The following is a 16,040-nucleotide window of genomic DNA, read 5'->3' on the forward strand; positions in this document are numbered from 1 at the left end:
GGCCGGGGGCGGCCCGCCCACCGCGAACGGGGCTTCAGAACGAGTAGGAAATGTTGCCGCTGAGGAAGTCGCGATCGGCCATCAGGTTGTTGTCGCCGCCGCCCCAGTACTGCACCCACTGCAGGCCGCCCTTCCAGCGGTCGCGGTAGTTGAACAGCAGGGAGGCGGTCAGCGACTTGCGCCCTTCGACGAAGGGCATGGCGTTGGGCGTGGTGCCCTTGACGTCATGGCTGAAGTCCAGCTGCGGGGTGAGCACCACCCCGGTGCCGAACAGGTCCGGGTAGTTGACGCCGATCTCGGTGACGTAGCCCCAGGAGGTGCGGTCCGGCAGCGAGTAGTCCGGCAGCGCGTAGGGCACCTTGCCGGAGGTGTCCAGCCCCGGGTAGCGGGTGACCACCGCCTCGGCGAGGATGAACGCGTCGGAGGCGCCCAGCGCGCTGGGGATGAAGCCCAGGGGATCGCTGGCGGAGAAGTTGTAGATGGCGTTGACGTCGGCCTGCCATTTGCGCGCTTCGACGAAGCCCTTGTTCACCCCGGTATCGAACAGGCTGTAGCGGTTGTAGCTGCCGGTGAGGCCACGGCCGAAGGGCACCGTGGGGTCGATGCCGACGCTGTCACGCGGGCGGTAGGACAGCTCGCCGGCCACCGCCACCGGCCCCACCATGGTGCTGGCGGAGAGGCCGAACAGATCCTTGTCCTCGCCGTAGTTGAGGAAGTAGTTGTCCACCACCAGGGCGTCCGGGTTGCTCAGCGCGGTGTAGCCGACGAAGGGCACTTTGTCGTGGTAACGCTGGTAGAACAGGCCGAACTCGGTCTCGATGCTCTCTGCCGTCCAGCGCAGCGCCACGCCGTACTGGCCGCTGTTCTTCGCCTTGCGCTCGCCGCCGTAGGGCACGGCCAGGCCCAGCGCCACCAGGTCCTCGTCGCTCAGCCCGCTGATGTTGGGCGCACCGCAATGCCCGGTGGGCGTACCGGCGCAGATGCCCGGCATCAGGCCTTCGATGTGGCTGGTCGGGTAGTAGATCGGCCGGCGCCCTTCCCCTGCCACGTCGGCGCTGGAGAAGTAGGTGCCCACCGGGTCCAGGGAGGAGCCGCTCCAACGGAACTGGTAGTAGGCCTCCAGGCTCAGGGTGTCGCTCAGGCCGAGGCTGAAGGAGGCCATGGGCGCGGGGATGAACACCTCCTTCAGCTGGGTGCCCGGCGTGTGGTACTTGGGCAGGCTGAGGGCGTTGATCTGGTTGATGCCGCCGGGCATGAAGATCTCCGCGCCCCAGTTGATCACCTGGTTGCCCAGCTTGACCTTGGCCGGCATCGCGCCGAGGTCGAAGCGCTTGGCCAGCCACAGGTCGAGCAGGTCGAAGCGCTCGGTGGCGTCGCGCTCGGCCTGGTCGTCCAGCGCGGTGGTGCGCACGTTGTCCATCTTGAAGTCCCTGGCCCAGGCCACCCGGCCCAGGGAGCTCCAGCCATCGCCGAAGCGCAGGCTCAGCTCGTGGGTGCCCTTGAGCACCTGGGAGAAGACGTCGTGCTTGCGGTAGTTGAGGTTGCCGTCGTCGGCGTTGCTGTAGTTGATGTCGGCATTGGCGTAGCCGTTGCCCCGTGCGGGGTTGTAGTAGCGGCCCAGGTCGTTGTCGGTGCCGGTGTTGCAGCCACCGCTGTCGTTGCCCAGCAGGTGGCAGTCGGGCGACTGCAGGCGGCTGGCGAAGCCATAGGAGAGGGTCGAGTCGAAGCTGCCCGAGAGGCCATCCTCATCGCCGAACAGTACGGCGTGGCTGGGCGACGCGATCAGGCCGGAGGCGACGGCCACGGCCAGCGCCAGGGCATGACGCGGGCGAGTCGGGGCCTGCAGCGCCTGGGCGCCGCACGGAAGGTGCTTGTGCATGGTGGGCTCTCCGGGGCGATCAGCGTTCGCCGCGACGGCGCAGTTCGTTGGAATTGAATATCTTGTCGGTCACCCGGCCCTGCAGGCCGGCGGTGAGGTCGAACGACAGCCCCTCCTGGGTGAATCCGTCAGCGAAATAGCGCCGGGCGATCAGGTCATAGCTGACGTACTCGGAACTGGTGCAGGCCTGGATTTCCGGGGCGGCCCACAGGCTGCCTTCCTGCACCCGCCAGAGGTTGCCCTTGGCGTCGTACATGTCCACGTGCAGCAGGCTCCAGCTGTCCTCGTCGAAATAGAACATGCGTTTGGCGAAGGAGTGGCGCTTGTCCGCCTTGACCGTGGCCTCCACCACCCAGACGCGGTGTTTCTCGTAGCGCTGCACGTCGCGGTTCAGGTAGTCCTGGCCGATCAGTTGCTCGTACCTGTTGGCCTTGTCCACCAGGCGGAAGGAGTTGTACGGCACCAGCATTTCCTTCTTGCCGAGCAGCTTGAAGTCGTAGCGGTCCAGGGCGCCGGTGAACATGTTGATCTGGTCGACGAAGTACAGGTTGTCGGAGCCGGCGATGGGGTTGTCGTAGGCGAAGGACGGCGCCAGGCGCACGCGACGCTGGCCGGGGAAATAGATCCACGAGCTTTGCGCTTTATTGAGGAACGCGTGCACCAGGTACATCTCGCCGGCGCGGGACGAGGGCGAGAGCACGTCGTAGAGCAGCTTGGCCTCGATGCCCCCGGTGTCATCCGGGTCCTTCACCGCCGGGTCGTTGTAGGGGTAGTACTCGTGTACCCATTGGCGCACCTCGGTGAGCGCGCCGCCCTTCTCCCGCACCAGCAGTGCAATCTGTCCGCGCCGTCCCTTGGCCATGTAGCGCAGCTTGTAGTTCCACAGCACCTCGATGCCGTTCTGCGGCACCGGGAACGGCACCGCCGCCCCCACCGCCTGCTCCAGGCGCCAGCCATCGGCGCCGATGCGTGCCTGCCCAGCAAAGGCTTTCGAGCGCTCGGCTACCTCGGCGGGGATCGCGCAGCTGCGGTGGGTCGGGTAGACGTCCAGGCGGTAGCCCGGGTAGGCCTTGATCAGCGCCGCCTGGCCTTCCGGCAACAGTTGCTGGTACTGGGCCAGGTTGCGGGCATCGACGGAGTACAGCGGCTTGTCGGCGGCGAAGGGGTCGCCATGGCCCGGCGACCAGCCGGCCGGTGCCTGGGTCAGGCCACCGGTCCAGGCCGGAATGCTGCCATCGGCATTGCCGGCCTTCTCGGCACCGATGGGCGTCAACTCGTTGCCCAGCCTGGCGAGCTCGGCCGAGGTGGCGGCGTAAATGGGGGCATTGCCGAGGAGCGCCAACAGCGCACCACCCAACAGCGAAAGCGGGAGGTTTTTCATGAACTTCTCCTGGTGGAGCTTTTTGTGGTTATCGGGAAGCAGTTCGAAGCCGCCCGGTGCAATCGGGCGAAGGGAGATCTGCACGTGGCAGGGGGGATCGTTGCGGGTGCCACGCGATGACGCAGGCGTAGGTGTTGCTCGCGGCCATGTACCGCCCTCCGGTGTTTTCTTGTTGTACGGATGGGTGGCCGGGCGCTCGGAAAAAGAGCGGGCCGGTGGAAACCACGCGGCCCTGAAACATCAGGCTCACCTGGCAGGGAAAACTATGCAAAGCCACGACGGGCGGCTTGCCAGGAGGTGACAGGGTGATTGACATCCGGTGCCAATCGACGGGAAACGAGCCCTGTCGTCGGAGCGGAAAAGCCCATCGCGCAGCGGGGCTTACCCGCCATGGCCGGATGCGATTATCGTAAATATGGCACTCACGCCCGCCATGGCCCCACGGCCGTCACCCAGCGTGCACAGCCCCCGGAAGCGGAGGCACATGACAAGAACAACAAGGTTTTGGCACAGATGAAATCCGTACGTACGGTGTTGTCCGAGAACTTCTTCCGCCGCTTCAGCGAGGTCTTCGCCCCTCACCTCGGGCCGCTCGGCATCGACCCGCGCGTGCTGGAGCGGGCGGACATCGAGATACCCGGCGAGCGCTACGTGGCGCTGTGGGAGGCGGCGGCGCAACCCAACCCCAATGTCGGCCTGGAGCTCGCCATGCAGACCGAGTTCGACGACTTCGGCGCCCTCGGCCATGCCCAGGGCTGCGCGGCGAGCATCGAGGCGGCGTTGCGCACCCTGCACCGTTTCATCGTGGTCTTCGCCCAGGAGTCGCTGTTCGATTTCACGATCGACGCGCACACGGTGATGGTGGAATACCGGATCGTCGCCCCGACCATCCTGCAGCGCCGCCAGGACGCGGAGTTCGCCATCGCCTCCGTGCTGCGCATGCTCAACCTGCTGACCGGCTGCAGCCTGCGCCCGCTGCGCATGGACTTCGAACACCCGCGCCCCGCCGACACCTCGGTGCACAAGCGCCTCTTCCAGTGCCCCCTGTACTTCAACCAGCCCAGCAACCGCATCCACCTGCCGGCCGACATCCTCCAGTTGCCGGTGCTCCGGAGCAACGAGCGGTTGTACCGGGCCCTGGAGCCCTACCTGGAGCGCGAGCGCCAGGAGCGCTCGGCGTCCGACGAGCTGCTGGCGCAGATCACCCGCATGATCGCCGCAGACATGAGCAGCGGCGCGCCCTCGCTGATGGACATCTGCGAACGGCTGGGCCTGAGCCGGCGCACCCTGCAGCGCCGCCTCAAGGACCAGGGCATCGAGTACTCGGCACTGGTGGAGGACGTGCGCCGCGAGCTGGCGCTGGCCTACATCAAGGACTCGGACTATTCGATGACCGAGATCTCCCTGCTGGTGGGCTACGCCGAATCCGGCTCCTTCACCCGCGCCTTCCGCCGCTGGACCGGCCAATCGCCCCAGCAGTACCGCTCGGCCAATACACTCCGTCCCTGAGCCCTTTCCCAACCAGGTGCGCGCCGCCGATCACTGGCGCGCACGGTTCAAAAGCTGGCACCTGCGGACAATCCAGCGCCGCGCCCCGCCGTTAACCTGCCCCTGCCACGCCAGCCCATTCGCCAGCGGCCTTCTCCAGGCCCGGTGCCTGGAGCGCTGGCGCCACCGCTGCTTTCCCAATCACACGATCGACAACAAGAGATTGAGAGCATGACCCACCCAGACCCGCGCCTGGACAGCCTGTCCTTCTGGCAGCACGATTTCGGGCCCTACCAGCCCAACCCCGCCCTGAACCAGGACCTGAAGGTGGACGTGGCCGTGATCGGCGGCGGCTTCACCGGCCTCAATAGCGCCTGGCAATTCAAGCAGGACAACCCCAACGCCCACGTGGTGGTGCTGGAGGCGGCGGTGGTCGGCTTCGGTGCCAGCGGCCGCAACGCCGGCTTCAGCACCAAGCTGTTCGGCCTGGAACCGGAGCTGGTAATGCTGCGCTGGGGTCGGCAGAAACTGATCGACGCCCGCCACTACCTGGAGAAGGCCGTAGCCCACACCCGCGACCTGATCGAAGCGCACGGCATCCAGTCCGACTACCGCCACAGCGGCCTGGTGAGCATCAGCTATTCCGACCCACAGCAGCGCCGCCTGGAGAAGACCTACGCGCTGCTGCAGGACCTGGGCATCGCCGGCGACCTGACCTGGCAGGACCGATCGAGGGTGCAGCAGGACTTCCACTCCGAGCGTTTCAACGGCGGCATCTACGAGACCAACACCGGTAACCTCAACCCCTGCAAGCAGGTGCGCGGCCTCAAGGGCCTGGCCGAGTCGGCGGGTGTCGCCGTCTACGAAACCACCCCGGTGACGGCCATCGAACGCCAGGCCACGGCCATCGCCATCGACACCCCGGGCGGCCGCATCACCGCGGACAAGCTGGTGGTGGCGACCAACGCCTACTCGCGGCAGGTGCCCGACACCCGCCGCCTGCAGACCCGCCAGTACCCGCTCTGGACCTACCAGGTGGTGACCGAGCGGCTCAGCGAAAAACAGTGGGAAAGCATCGGCTGGAAGGACCGCCAGTGCTTCGGCGACAACCGCCAGATGCTCCACTACTTCCGCCCCACGGTGGACGGGCGGATCGTCATGGGCGGCGGCGACGCGCTGGCCTACCGCACGGCGCCCATGGCCGAGACGCCCTCACCCGCGAGCTGGCAGCACTGCGAAGCCCACCTGAAATGGATCTACCCGCAGCTCAAGGACGTGCGCATCGACTACCGCTGGGGCGGCCCCGTTTCGGTGAACATCGACATGGTGCCGGAGATCAGCTTCATCGACGACGAGCGCATCCTCTACTCGGGGGGCTGCTTCGGCCACGGCGTCGCCCTCACCCACCTCAACGGCCGCACCATCGCCGACCTGCTCAATGGCAGGAAGACCGAGCTGACGGACTTCTGGATCGTCAACCGACGCTCCATCTCCATGTCCAGCGACACCCTGTCGTACCTGAGCGGCCGTGCCGCCCGGGGCGCACTCAAGGCCTTGGACTGGTGGGAGGAACGCAGGCTCCAGCGCAGCTGAATCCCGTCCCCCGGACCGCACTGACGCCGCAGCGGGCTCCGCTGCGGCCACTCACACCCGCTTCGCCCCCTCTCCCGCCTGGTTTAAGCTTCAAGCAGCCGCGCCAGCGGGGCGCCCCTGCCCCATCGCGCCGGCCCGCCCGGAGCGCCCGCATGAATGCCCTGTACTTCTCGCCCCTGCTATTGAGCATCAACCTGATGGTGGCCAGCGCCCTGGGTTGCACCGCACTCTGGTACTACTCGCGGCCCTACCGGGGGCCCGGCGTGTGGACCTGCGGGGTGCTGATCCTGGTGACGGGGCTGTTCCTGCTGCTGCTCGAAACCCCCTCGCTGCGCCTCCTCGGCGGCGCCCTGCATACCGCCGGGGAGGCGATGCTGGTGGTGGGCGTGTGCCGCTACCTGGGCCTGAAGGAGCCCTGGTGGCTAGTGCCGACCGGCGCGTGCGTGATCGGCGTAGCCATGGGCTGGCACAGCTGGGTCGCGCCCTACAACGCCGAAGTGCTGGTCGCCCTCTCCGCCGGCCTCAGCACCTTGATCGCGGCCCTGGCCAGCCGCGTGCTCTGGGCCGGCCCCGGCGAGCCCGAACTGCGGGGCGTGCGCCGCTTCGTGGCGCTGACCTTCGCCGGCTATTCGCTGGTCAGCGTCACCAGCGGGCTGCTCGCCCTGGCCAACAGCCTGCGGGGCATCGCGTTCACCCTGGAGACGACCTCGGTGTCCTACCTGCTGCCAATCAACTTCGGCATCCCGCTGTGGGCCCTGTGCCTCATCGGCCTGGCACTGCTGACCATGCGCCGCATCCTCCTCGACAGCCAGCGCAACGCGCTGGCCGCCAAGGCCAGTGCCAACCGCTTCGAACGGCTCATGGGGGTGACCAATGGCGGCGTCATGCTGCTCAAGGACGGCCGCCTGCTGGATGCCAACCCGATGCTGGAAACGCTCTTCGCCCAGCCGTTGGCGGAGCTGCTGGGCAAGCCCCTGGCGCACCTGTTCGAAACCTGCGACGACCTCGCCACGCAGATGGCCGACGCCGACAGCCGCCCCCATGACCACCAGGCGATCCGGGGTGACGGCAGCCGCTTCGCCGCCGAACTCAGCGTGGCCGCCCTCGACGACGGCAGCCTGGTGGCGGAGGTCCGCGATGTCAGCCAGCGCAAGGCACTGGAGGAAGAGCTGCGCCAGCTGGCCTTCCGCGACCCGCTGACCGGTGCGCTGAACCGCCGGGCCTTCGCCGAGCGGGCCGAGCAGGAACGGCTGCGCAGCACTCGCCAACACCGGCCGCTGTGCCTGGCAATCTTCGACCTGGACCACTTCAAGCAGATCAACGACACCTATGGCCATGCCGTCGGCGACCTGGTGCTGCAGCGCTTCGCCGGGCTGTGCCGGGGCGGCATCCGCCGCACCGATCATTTCGCCCGCTTCGGCGGCGAGGAGTTCGTCCTGCTGCTGCCCGACACCAGCCAGAGCCAGGCCAGCGTTCTGCTCGAACGCTTGCGCGAGCACTGGGCCGAGGAGCCCCTGGATACCCCGTTGGGCATGCTGCAATCCACGGTCAGCATCGGCCTGGTGCAGATCGACGACGCCGCGCCCCTGGAGGCCTGGTTGGAGCGCGCGGATGTGGCGCTCTACAAGGCCAAGAGTGAGGGGAGGAATCGACTGGTGATTGGTTAAGGTGTTGCCGGTGAGTTCGCGCCCAGTTGATTGCTGAGTTTTGCTGATGCTTCTGGTTTCGCCCCCCCGGGCGAGTCTCTTTTGGCAGTCGCCCCAAAAGAAACCAAAAGGCCTTGCCCCATCATCCGGCCCCGGCTTCGCCGGGGTTCCCTCACTCCATCGTCGCTATCGGGGGCCGGCACGATGGGCCATCCATGGCCTGGCGCGCCTCTCGCGGCATCCATGCCGCTCGTCCCCCGGCGCAACGACTGCGTTCGGCCTCCTGGAGGGGCGTTGGCGGCTGCTCCAACTTTCTTCGCTCGAACCCTCACATTGATGTGCGCACCAACCCTGCGCGCGTGTCGACAGCTTTCGTAGGATGGGTCGGGCGGCGTTCCGCGAGCGGAGCGAAACCCATGCGGTGGAGCGTTGATTAGGCCACCGCCCTCTCCGCGCGCTTTTCTTCCTCCAGCTCGCGCACCAGCGGCAGCACATGCTGGCCGAAGTACTCCACCTCCTCCTGGAAGTGCAGGAAGCCGGAGAGGATCAGGTCCACGCCCACGGCCTTGAGGGCGACGATGCGTTCGGCGATCTGCCGGGGTGTGCCGATGAGGTTGGTCTTGAAGCCGTCGTTGTATTGCACCAGGTCCTCGAAGCTGGACTTGGCCCAGTTGCCTTCGCCCTCGGGGCTGGCGGCGCCGGCGTTCTTCACTTCGGCGCCGAAGGCGTTGACCGCGTCCGGGTTGGCCTTGTCGATGATGTCCTGCAGCACCGCGCGGGCTTCTGCCTCGGTGTCGCGGGCGATGATGAAGGCGTTGACCCCGACCTTCACCGAATGGCCGTTGGCAGCAGCCTTGGCGCGGATGTCGTCGACCTGCGCCTTGATGCCTTCCACGCTGTTGCCGTTGGTGAAGTACCAGTCCGACACGCGCGAGGCCATGTCGCGGGCGGCCCGCGAGCTGCCGCCCTGGAAGATTTCCGGGTGCGGCTGCTGCAGCGGCTTGGGCTTGAGGCTGTAGTTGCGCAAGCGGTAGAAGTCGCCGTTGAAGGTGAAGTCGTCCTGGGTCCAGATGCCCTTCAGGGCGCGGATGAATTCCTCCGAGCGGCGGTAGCGCTCGTCGTGGTCCAGCCAGGGTTCGCCGATGGCGTGGAACTCGCCACGGAACCAGCCGGAGACCACGTTGATGGCGATGCGGCCGTTGCTGAGGTGGTCGATGGTGGCCAGCTGCTTGGCCGCCAGCACCGGGTTCCACGGGCCGGGCAGGATGGCGGCGATCACCTTGAGCCGCTCGGTAACGGCCAGCAGCGCGTGGCTGATGGCCACCGATTCGTGCTGGTTCTCGGCGCCGTAGCCGGCGGTGAAGCGGATCTGCGACAGGGCGTAGTCGAAGCCCGCGCGCTCGGCGATCTGCGCCAGTTTGCGGTTGTAGTCGGCGTCCCAGCTGGTGCGCTGTTCGATGTTGCTGACCACCAGGCCGCCACTGACGTTGGGCACCCAGTAGGCGAAGCGGATCGGTTGCTGGCTCATGGCATTGACTCCTCGGGGCTTGGGAAATCAGGCGGCGCGATCGGCCGCGTGGTGGAAGAAGACGAGCACCGGCTCCAGCGCCCGCTCGATGCGTTCGAGCTGGGCGGGGTCGGTGAGCTGGTGATCGGTGAAGGCCTCGGTGGTGGCGTAGAGGCCATAGGGCAAGGTGTGCGCCTGGAAGAAGGCGAACAGCGGGCGCAACTGGTGGTCGATCACCAGGGCATGGCGCTCGCCGCCGCCGGTGGCGGCCAGCAGCACCGGCACGCCCTTGAGCGACTGGTAGTCCACCAGGTCGAACAGGTGCTTGAACAAGCCGGTGTAGGAGGCGCGATAGACCGGGCTGCCGGCGATGATCAGGTCGGCCGTCTCGATGGCCTTAAGGTGCGGCAGCAACGCCGGCGAGGCGGTGTCACGCTCCAGCGAGCCGGCCAGGGAACCGGCGAGACCAGCCACGCGGACCCAGTGCAGTTCGACGTCCAGGCGCGCCCGCAAGCGCTCCGCCAGCGCCTCCAGCAGCCCATGGGTGCGCGAGGGGTTGCGCAGGCTGCCCGAAACCACCACCACCTTTATCGTCCGACTCATTCCGACCTCTCGCCACGGCGACGTGCGTGTACGAGGGGTAGAGCAGCAGTCGTGCCAACACGGAAATCACATGGGGATCAATCAGATAGGAAAAACCACCAACAGCTGCGCTGTTGGGTGCCTGGCAGGAATGCTGAACAGCTGTTGCCCCGGCAACAGCTGTTCCCACCCAATACAGGCATATCCCGGGGCGTAGGGTGGAGGTCGCCTTTCACCTCCACCAGCGGGGCCACGCCGGACTCCGCAAGGTGGACGGGTGAAGCGTCGTCCACCCTACCCGTTCCCACCCGCACAGGCGCATCACGGGCGTAGGGTGGAGGTCGCCGTTCACCTCCACCAGCGGGGCCACGATGCCGGCCAGCAACCGGCCAGGCGCTGCGAACCGCCGACGAGCGCCGCCGAGAAGAAACGCAACGGCGGCTGAGGCCTCCGGCCCATGAAAAAAGCGCCCCGAAGGGCGCTTTTCGATGACCTGGCGGCCCTGCTCAGAAGCGCGAGCCGGGCCGGCGCTTCGACAGCTCCTGAACCATCGCACTGGCGATCACCGCCGTGGGCAGCAGGATCTGCGGAGCGCCGGGGCCCCGCAATCGATAGCCGCGAACCTCGGTGGAGCCGTCCTGCCGCACCGCGACCCACTGCACCACGCTGAACTCGCCCTTGGTGAAAACCGTTGCTCCTGACTGTTCCATCGTCCATTCCGTTACTGAAAAGCAGAACGGTCGAGCCTAGCCCCTGGAGCCCGCAGCGCAAGTCGGCGGGGGTGGTACACCCGGGTGATGGCACTTGACCCTGGAGTCGCTACAGCCTTCATCCTCGGCCCGAACACACCCCGAGGAACACCGATGGACCGTCTGGAAAAACGCATTCCCCCCGCGCTGGCGACCCTGATCTGCGCCCTGCTCATGGCCTTGCTGGCGCACCTGCTCCCCCCTGTGGAGATGGCCTGGGCCTGGCGGCTCGGGGCCGCGCTGGCGTCGTCGGCGCTGGGCGCGGGCGTGTGCCTGGCCGGCGTGGCGGCCTTCCGGCGGGCCCGTACCACGGTCAACCCGCTGGTGCCGGAGCAGGCCTCGGCACTGGTGCAGGCCGGCATCTACCGCCACACGCGCAACCCCATGTACCTGGGCTTCGCCCTCCTGCTCGTCGCCTGGGCGGCGCTGCTGGGCGCGCCGCTGGCCCTGCTTGCGGTGGCGGGGTTCGTGCTGTACCTCGACCGCTTCCAGATCATCCCCGAGGAACGGGCGCTGACCGGGCTGTTCGGCGCCGACTACACCCGCTACCGGGAGCGGGTGCGGCGCTGGGCCTGAGTGGGGCTCAGGCCTTTTTCGTCGAGGGCAGGAGGAGGGTGAGGATGCCCAGCAGCGGCAGGAAGGAGCAGAGGAAGAACACGTGCTCGATGCCGTGGATGTCCGCCAGGTGCCCCAGCAGCGCCCCGCCGATGCCGCCGAAGCCGAACATCAGGCCGAAGAACACGCCGGCGATCATGCCCACGTTGCCGGGCACCAGTTCCTGGGCGAAGACCACGATGGCGGAGAAGGCCGAGGCGAGGATGAAGCCGATGACCATGCTCAGCACGCCGGTCCAGAACAGGTCCACATGGGGCAGCGCCAGGGTGAAGGGGGCGACGCCGAGGATGGAAAACCAGATCACCTTCTTGCGCCCGATGCGGTCGCCGATGGGGCCGCCGAAGAAGGTGCCGGCGGCGACGGAGCCGAGGAACAGGAAGAGGTAGATCTGCGAGGTGGCCACCGACAGGTCGAACTTCTCGATCAGGTAGAAGGTGAAGTAGCTGGTCAGGCTGGCCATGTAGAAGTACTTGGAGAACACCAGCAGCGCCAGGATCACCAGGGCGAAGGTCACCCGGCGCCTGGACAGGCCGTGGGTCGCCGCGCCGCCCTGCTTGAGGCGGAACAGGTTCAGGTGGTTGCGGTACCAGCGACTGAGACCGTAGAGCACCAGGATGGCGAAGGTGGCGAACAGCCCGAACCAGGCCACGTGGCCCTGCCCGTAGGGGATGACGATGGCTGCCGCGAGCAGCGGGCCGAACGCGCTGCCGGCGTTGCCGCCGACCTGGAAGGTGGACTGCGCCAGGCCGTAGCGCCCGCCCGAGGCCAGCCGGGCGATGCGCGAAGCTTCCGGGTGGAAGGTCGAGGAGCCGATGCCCACCAGCGCCGAGGCCATGAGGATGGCCGGGAAGGAGCCGACGAAGGCCAGCAGCAGGATGCCCACCAGGGTGCACAGCGAGCCGGCCGGCAGCAGCCAGGGCTTGGGGTGGCGGTCGGTGTAGTAGCCGACCCAGGGTTGCAGCAGCGAGGCGGTGAGCTGGAAGGTCAGGGTGATCAGGCCGACCTGGGTGAAGCTCAGGCCGTAGCTGGCCTTGAGCATCGGGTAGATGGACGGCAGCACCGCCTGGATCAGGTCGTTGATCAGGTGGGCCAGCGCGCAGGCGCCGATCACGCGCATGACCAGCGGGCTGGCCGGGTTCGCCGCCGGGGTCGCGGCCAGGGGAGAAGCGGTGGTGCTGACGGACATGCTGGAGCTTCCAGGCAGGAGCAGCGCACACCGCGGGCTGGGAGGCCGCGGCACGACGCTGCCGGACTTCGGGATCGGGCGCCATCCTATGCCGCGCCGCCCTGGCTGTCTCACGCAATCCGGCCAACCACCATCGCAAAAGAGACATCCTGCGCCGCCACCCGGCAGCCACTTTCGCAGGGTGGCCTAGCGCGCAGCGAAACCCACCGCCCGGCCGCTCGGCTCAGCAGCGCCAGTCCCCTTCCCCGCATTGCACGCCAGCCTCCCGCCTCGGCAGGTCCATGGGGAACAGCAGTTGCGACAGCAGGAAGCCGGCCTCGGTCTCCACGCACGCGGGCGTGCCGAGGCGGGAACGGGCATCACGGTCGGGGGCGTCGTTCCAGCGGGGAATGCCGTCGGCCCAGGGGTTTTGCTGGATGGTCATGATGGCGAGCCTCCTCACAGGTCGAGCACAAGGGGTTGGGCGCCCTCTTCGTCCGCCGCCGGGACGGCGCAGCAGATCAGCACCATGTCGGCCTCGGGCATTTCCGCCGGCGGGTTGGGGTAATGCACCTCGCCGCTGATGCGGCGCGTGCGGCAGGTGCCGCAGGAGCCGCCCCGGCAGCTGAACTCGGGGGCCAGGCCGCGGCTTTCCGCGAGCTCCAGGAGGCTGCCGCTCTCCGGTGTCCAGCGTGCTTCCTTGGCCGAATGGGTGAAGTACACCGGCACCGGGCGGGTGGCCGCCGGTGGCTGCACCCGAGTCGGCGCCTGCCCGTCGACCTGGCGCCGCAATGTCGAGGGGCCGAAGGCCTCGGCGTGGATGCGCGAATCGGCGACATTCAAGCCGCGCAGGCCGTCGTAGATCGACTGGGTGAAAGCCGCCGGGCCGCACAGGTAGAAGTCGTAGTCGTCGAACGGCAGGCTGGCCTGGATGCGTGCCAGGTCGAGGCGGCCGCTCAGTTCGAAATCCTGCCCCGGCCGAGCCTCCGCCTCGGGAGCGCTGAGGGCGCGCACCAGGTTCAGCAGGCCACCCGAGCGGGTCGACAGCGCCTGCAGCTCGGCCTGGAACGGCAGGTCGTGCAGGTTCCTCGCGCCCTGGAACAGATGGATGCGACGACCGACCGGCTGCCGCTGGTTGAGCGCCACCAGTTCGCGGGCCATGGAGACCATCGGGGTGATGCCCACGCCCGCGCCGATCAGCACCACGGGGCGCTGGCTGTCGGTCTTCAGGGTGAAGCCGCCCAGGGGCGGGCGTGCTTCCAGCACATCGCCGACCCGTACCTGCTGGTGCAGGTGCCGCGAGCCCTTGCCCTGGGCCTTGACGCTGATGCGCAGGTAACCGTCGCTCGGCGCGCTGGAGACGCTGTAGGTGCGCACCAGGGCTTCGCCATCATCGGTGCGCAGGCGCAGGGGAATGTGCTGGCCGGGGGCGAAACTCACCTCGCCCCCCTCCTCCGGTGCCAGCACCAGCGAGCGGATGTCGCGGCTTTCCTGCTGCTGGCTCAGGACGCGCCAGCGCTGCCACTGGCGACGCCGCTCGGTCTCGCGCAGGCGCTCGTCCGCCTCGGCCCAGGTGCCGGTGAGCAGGCTGGTGGGCGCGTAGTCGTCGAAGTCCCAGCGCAGCGACACCGCGCTGGGGCGGAACACCACCTGCTCGATATCGAGGGTCCAGATGCGCTCGGCACCTTCGAAGGCGGTGATCAGCGGGCTGTCGAGGATCACCTCGGCACGGCCCTGTACCTGCAGCACGTTGCCCTGCTCGAAGTCGACGAACAGCAGGCCGGCGCGCGGGTTGCTCAACAGGTTGCCCAGGGTGTTGAAGTGCAGGTTGCCGGCGTAGTCGGGGATGGTCAGGCGGTTGCCTTCCACCCGCACGAAGCCTGCGCGCCCGCCACGGTGGGAGACGTCCACGGAGCGGCCGCCGTCCTCGTGGTCGACGTAGCTGGCGACGAAGAAGGTGTCGGCGGCGCGGATCATCGCGCGGGTGCGTTCGTCCAGCTCGGCGGCGTCCTCGCGGACCGTGCCGCGCGGCTCGGGGGAGCTGCTCCATTCGCGTCGCTGGATGTACTGCGGGCAGTTGCCGAAGGAGTGCTCGACCCGCACCTCGAACTGCTGTGCCGAGGCCTGGCCGATCGCACCGTTGAGGCGGTTGCGACGCCGCGTGTGCAGCTCGATGCCGAGCAGGCCGAGGGCGGCGCCGGCACCCAGGCCGGGGGTGGCCGGGTCCAGCGGGTCCAGCGGGCGGGCGGCCAGGTCGACCACCAGGTGCCTGGGGTCGGGCGAGGTGACGAAGCCTTCGGGGCCCTCGATCAGGGTGGCCCAGGGGCGGCCGTCGCCATCCACCGCACCGGCGATCAGGAAGGGCAGTTGATGGAAGAAGGCACGGTGCTGGTCGGGCATGTGGTCGCGGATGACCTTCTGCCCGTGGGCCTCCATCCGCTCGGCCACGCCGACCGTTTCCTGCAGTTGCCGTTCACCGGCATGCCAGGGCGAGGGGCGCTGGCTGGGAGTCTGTTCCATGGTCTGCCCTCCGGAGTGGGGCTGCCGAGGCTCGGCAGCCCGGGTGGCTCAGGCGGCGTTGAGGCCGGCGGCGGTGCGTTGCATGGGCACGAAGCCCGGCAGCGCCTCGATGCGGGCCAGCCAGGCACGCACGTTGGGATAGGCCTCCAGCGACACGTTGCCCTCCGGCGCATGGGCGATGTAACTGTAGTTGGCCACGTCGGCGATGGTCGGCGTGTCACCGGCGAGGAAGCGGGAGGTGTCCAGCTCGCCTTCCATCACCGCGAGCAGCACATGGGCCCGGTGGATCACTTCCTCGGCATTGAAGGAGGCGCCGAAGACGGTGATCAGGCGCGCGGCGGCAGGGCCGTAGGCGACCTGCCCGGCGGCCACCGACAGCCAGCGCTGGATGCGCGCGGCGGCCACGGCTTCCTCGGCCAGCCAGCGCCCCTCGCCGTAACGCTTGGCCAGGTAGACGAGGATGGCGTTGGAGTCGTTGACCACGGTGCCGGCGTCATCGATCACCGGCACCTGGCCGAAGGCGTTGAGGGCCAGGAAGTCGGGCTGCTTGTGCGCGCCCTTGGCCAGGTCGACGAAGACCAGCTCGGTGGGCAGTTGCAGCAGCGAGAGCATGAGTTCGACGCGATGGGCATGGCCGGACAGCGGGTGGCGGTACAGCTTGATGGCGGGACGGGACATGGCGGTGGCTCCTTATGGGTTCGGGGTGTTCACCGTGAACCGCCCGGTTGGGCGTTCGCGACGATGGAGCCATGTTGAGCCCATGCAGCGATGAGCAGAATCACCACCAATGGCAATCCACTCTTTCATTTTCTGAAATTGATTGGATCTTGATGCAGGGGCGTGTGCCACACGCGGCTCCGCCCGGTGAAGGTAAAAAGCGACCTCCACCCTGCACAGGGCCCATGCCCGCGCGCT

The 16,040-nt window shown here is 67.9% G+C and carries 13 protein-coding genes; 4 read left to right on the forward strand and 9 right to left on the reverse strand.

Features of this window, described 5'->3' with window-relative positions; all coding sequences use genetic code 11:
- Positions 1-34 precede the first annotated feature (34 nt).
- Positions 35-1,879 carry a DUF1302 domain-containing protein gene (locus ACYJSS_RS20500; RefSeq protein ID WP_236205522.1) on the reverse strand — a complete coding sequence of 615 codons (1,845 nt, stop codon included), beginning with the start codon at positions 1,877-1,879 and terminating at the stop codon, positions 35-37.
- Positions 1,880-1,898: 19 nt separating this feature from the next.
- A complete protein-coding gene (locus tag ACYJSS_RS20505) occupies positions 1,899-3,260 on the reverse strand; it encodes a DUF1329 domain-containing protein (protein WP_236205521.1) in 1,362 nt (453 codons plus the stop codon).
- 513 nt (positions 3,261-3,773) lie between these two features.
- Here ACYJSS_RS20505 and qhpR point away from each other — a divergent pair.
- From qhpR to ACYJSS_RS20520, 3 genes are all read left to right on the forward strand, one after another.
- A complete protein-coding gene (gene qhpR, locus ACYJSS_RS20510; RefSeq protein WP_236205520.1) occupies positions 3,774-4,769 on the forward strand; it encodes an AraC-like transcriptional regulator QhpR in 996 nt (331 codons plus the stop codon).
- Positions 4,770-4,979: 210 nt separating this feature from the next.
- Positions 4,980-6,341, forward strand: a complete 1,362-nt coding sequence (locus tag ACYJSS_RS20515; RefSeq protein WP_236205519.1) for an NAD(P)/FAD-dependent oxidoreductase — start codon at positions 4,980-4,982, stop codon at positions 6,339-6,341.
- 152 nt (positions 6,342-6,493) lie between these two features.
- Complete coding sequence (locus tag ACYJSS_RS20520; protein ID WP_236205518.1) at positions 6,494-8,008, forward strand: sensor domain-containing diguanylate cyclase; 1,515 nt, start codon at positions 6,494-6,496, stop codon at positions 8,006-8,008.
- A 412-nt stretch (positions 8,009-8,420) separates the two neighbouring features.
- Here the strand turns inward: ACYJSS_RS20520 and sfnG are convergent, their stop codons facing one another.
- The 3 genes from sfnG to ACYJSS_RS20535 form a co-directional block, all read right to left on the reverse strand.
- On the reverse strand, positions 8,421-9,515 hold the full coding sequence (gene sfnG, locus ACYJSS_RS20525; RefSeq protein WP_236206379.1) for a dimethylsulfone monooxygenase SfnG: 1,095 nt from the start codon (positions 9,513-9,515) through the stop codon (positions 8,421-8,423).
- Between the two features lie 27 nt (positions 9,516-9,542).
- Positions 9,543-10,097 carry an FMN reductase gene (msuE, locus tag ACYJSS_RS20530; RefSeq protein WP_236206380.1) on the reverse strand — a complete coding sequence of 185 codons (555 nt, stop codon included), beginning with the start codon at positions 10,095-10,097 and terminating at the stop codon, positions 9,543-9,545.
- 485 nt (positions 10,098-10,582) lie between these two features.
- Entirely contained in the window at positions 10,583-10,786 is a 204-nt protein-coding gene (locus ACYJSS_RS20535; protein ID WP_111260235.1) for a hypothetical protein, read from the reverse strand.
- A 153-nt stretch (positions 10,787-10,939) separates the two neighbouring features.
- On the opposite strand from ACYJSS_RS20535, the gene ACYJSS_RS20540 reads away from it, so the two are divergent.
- On the forward strand, positions 10,940-11,401 hold the full coding sequence (locus ACYJSS_RS20540; protein WP_236206381.1) for a methyltransferase family protein: 462 nt from the start codon (positions 10,940-10,942) through the stop codon (positions 11,399-11,401).
- Positions 11,402-11,408: 7 nt separating this feature from the next.
- Here the strand turns inward: ACYJSS_RS20540 and ACYJSS_RS20545 are convergent, their stop codons facing one another.
- From ACYJSS_RS20545 to ACYJSS_RS20560, 4 genes are all read right to left on the reverse strand, one after another.
- Complete coding sequence (locus ACYJSS_RS20545) at positions 11,409-12,626, reverse strand: MFS transporter (RefSeq protein ID WP_111260233.1); 1,218 nt, start codon at positions 12,624-12,626, stop codon at positions 11,409-11,411.
- 223 nt (positions 12,627-12,849) lie between these two features.
- Positions 12,850-13,050, reverse strand: coding sequence for a hypothetical protein (locus tag ACYJSS_RS20550; protein ID WP_111260232.1), 201 nt, complete (start codon positions 13,048-13,050; stop codon positions 12,850-12,852).
- A 14-nt stretch (positions 13,051-13,064) separates the two neighbouring features.
- Complete coding sequence (locus tag ACYJSS_RS20555) at positions 13,065-15,125, reverse strand: pyridoxamine 5'-phosphate oxidase family protein (protein WP_236206382.1); 2,061 nt, start codon at positions 15,123-15,125, stop codon at positions 13,065-13,067.
- Between the two features lie 48 nt (positions 15,126-15,173).
- Entirely contained in the window at positions 15,174-15,803 is a 630-nt protein-coding gene (locus ACYJSS_RS20560) for a glutathione S-transferase family protein (RefSeq protein ID WP_236206383.1), read from the reverse strand.
- Between the last annotated feature and the right edge of the window lie 237 nt (positions 15,804-16,040).

The organism is Pseudomonas sp. No.21 (assembly GCF_054558415.1).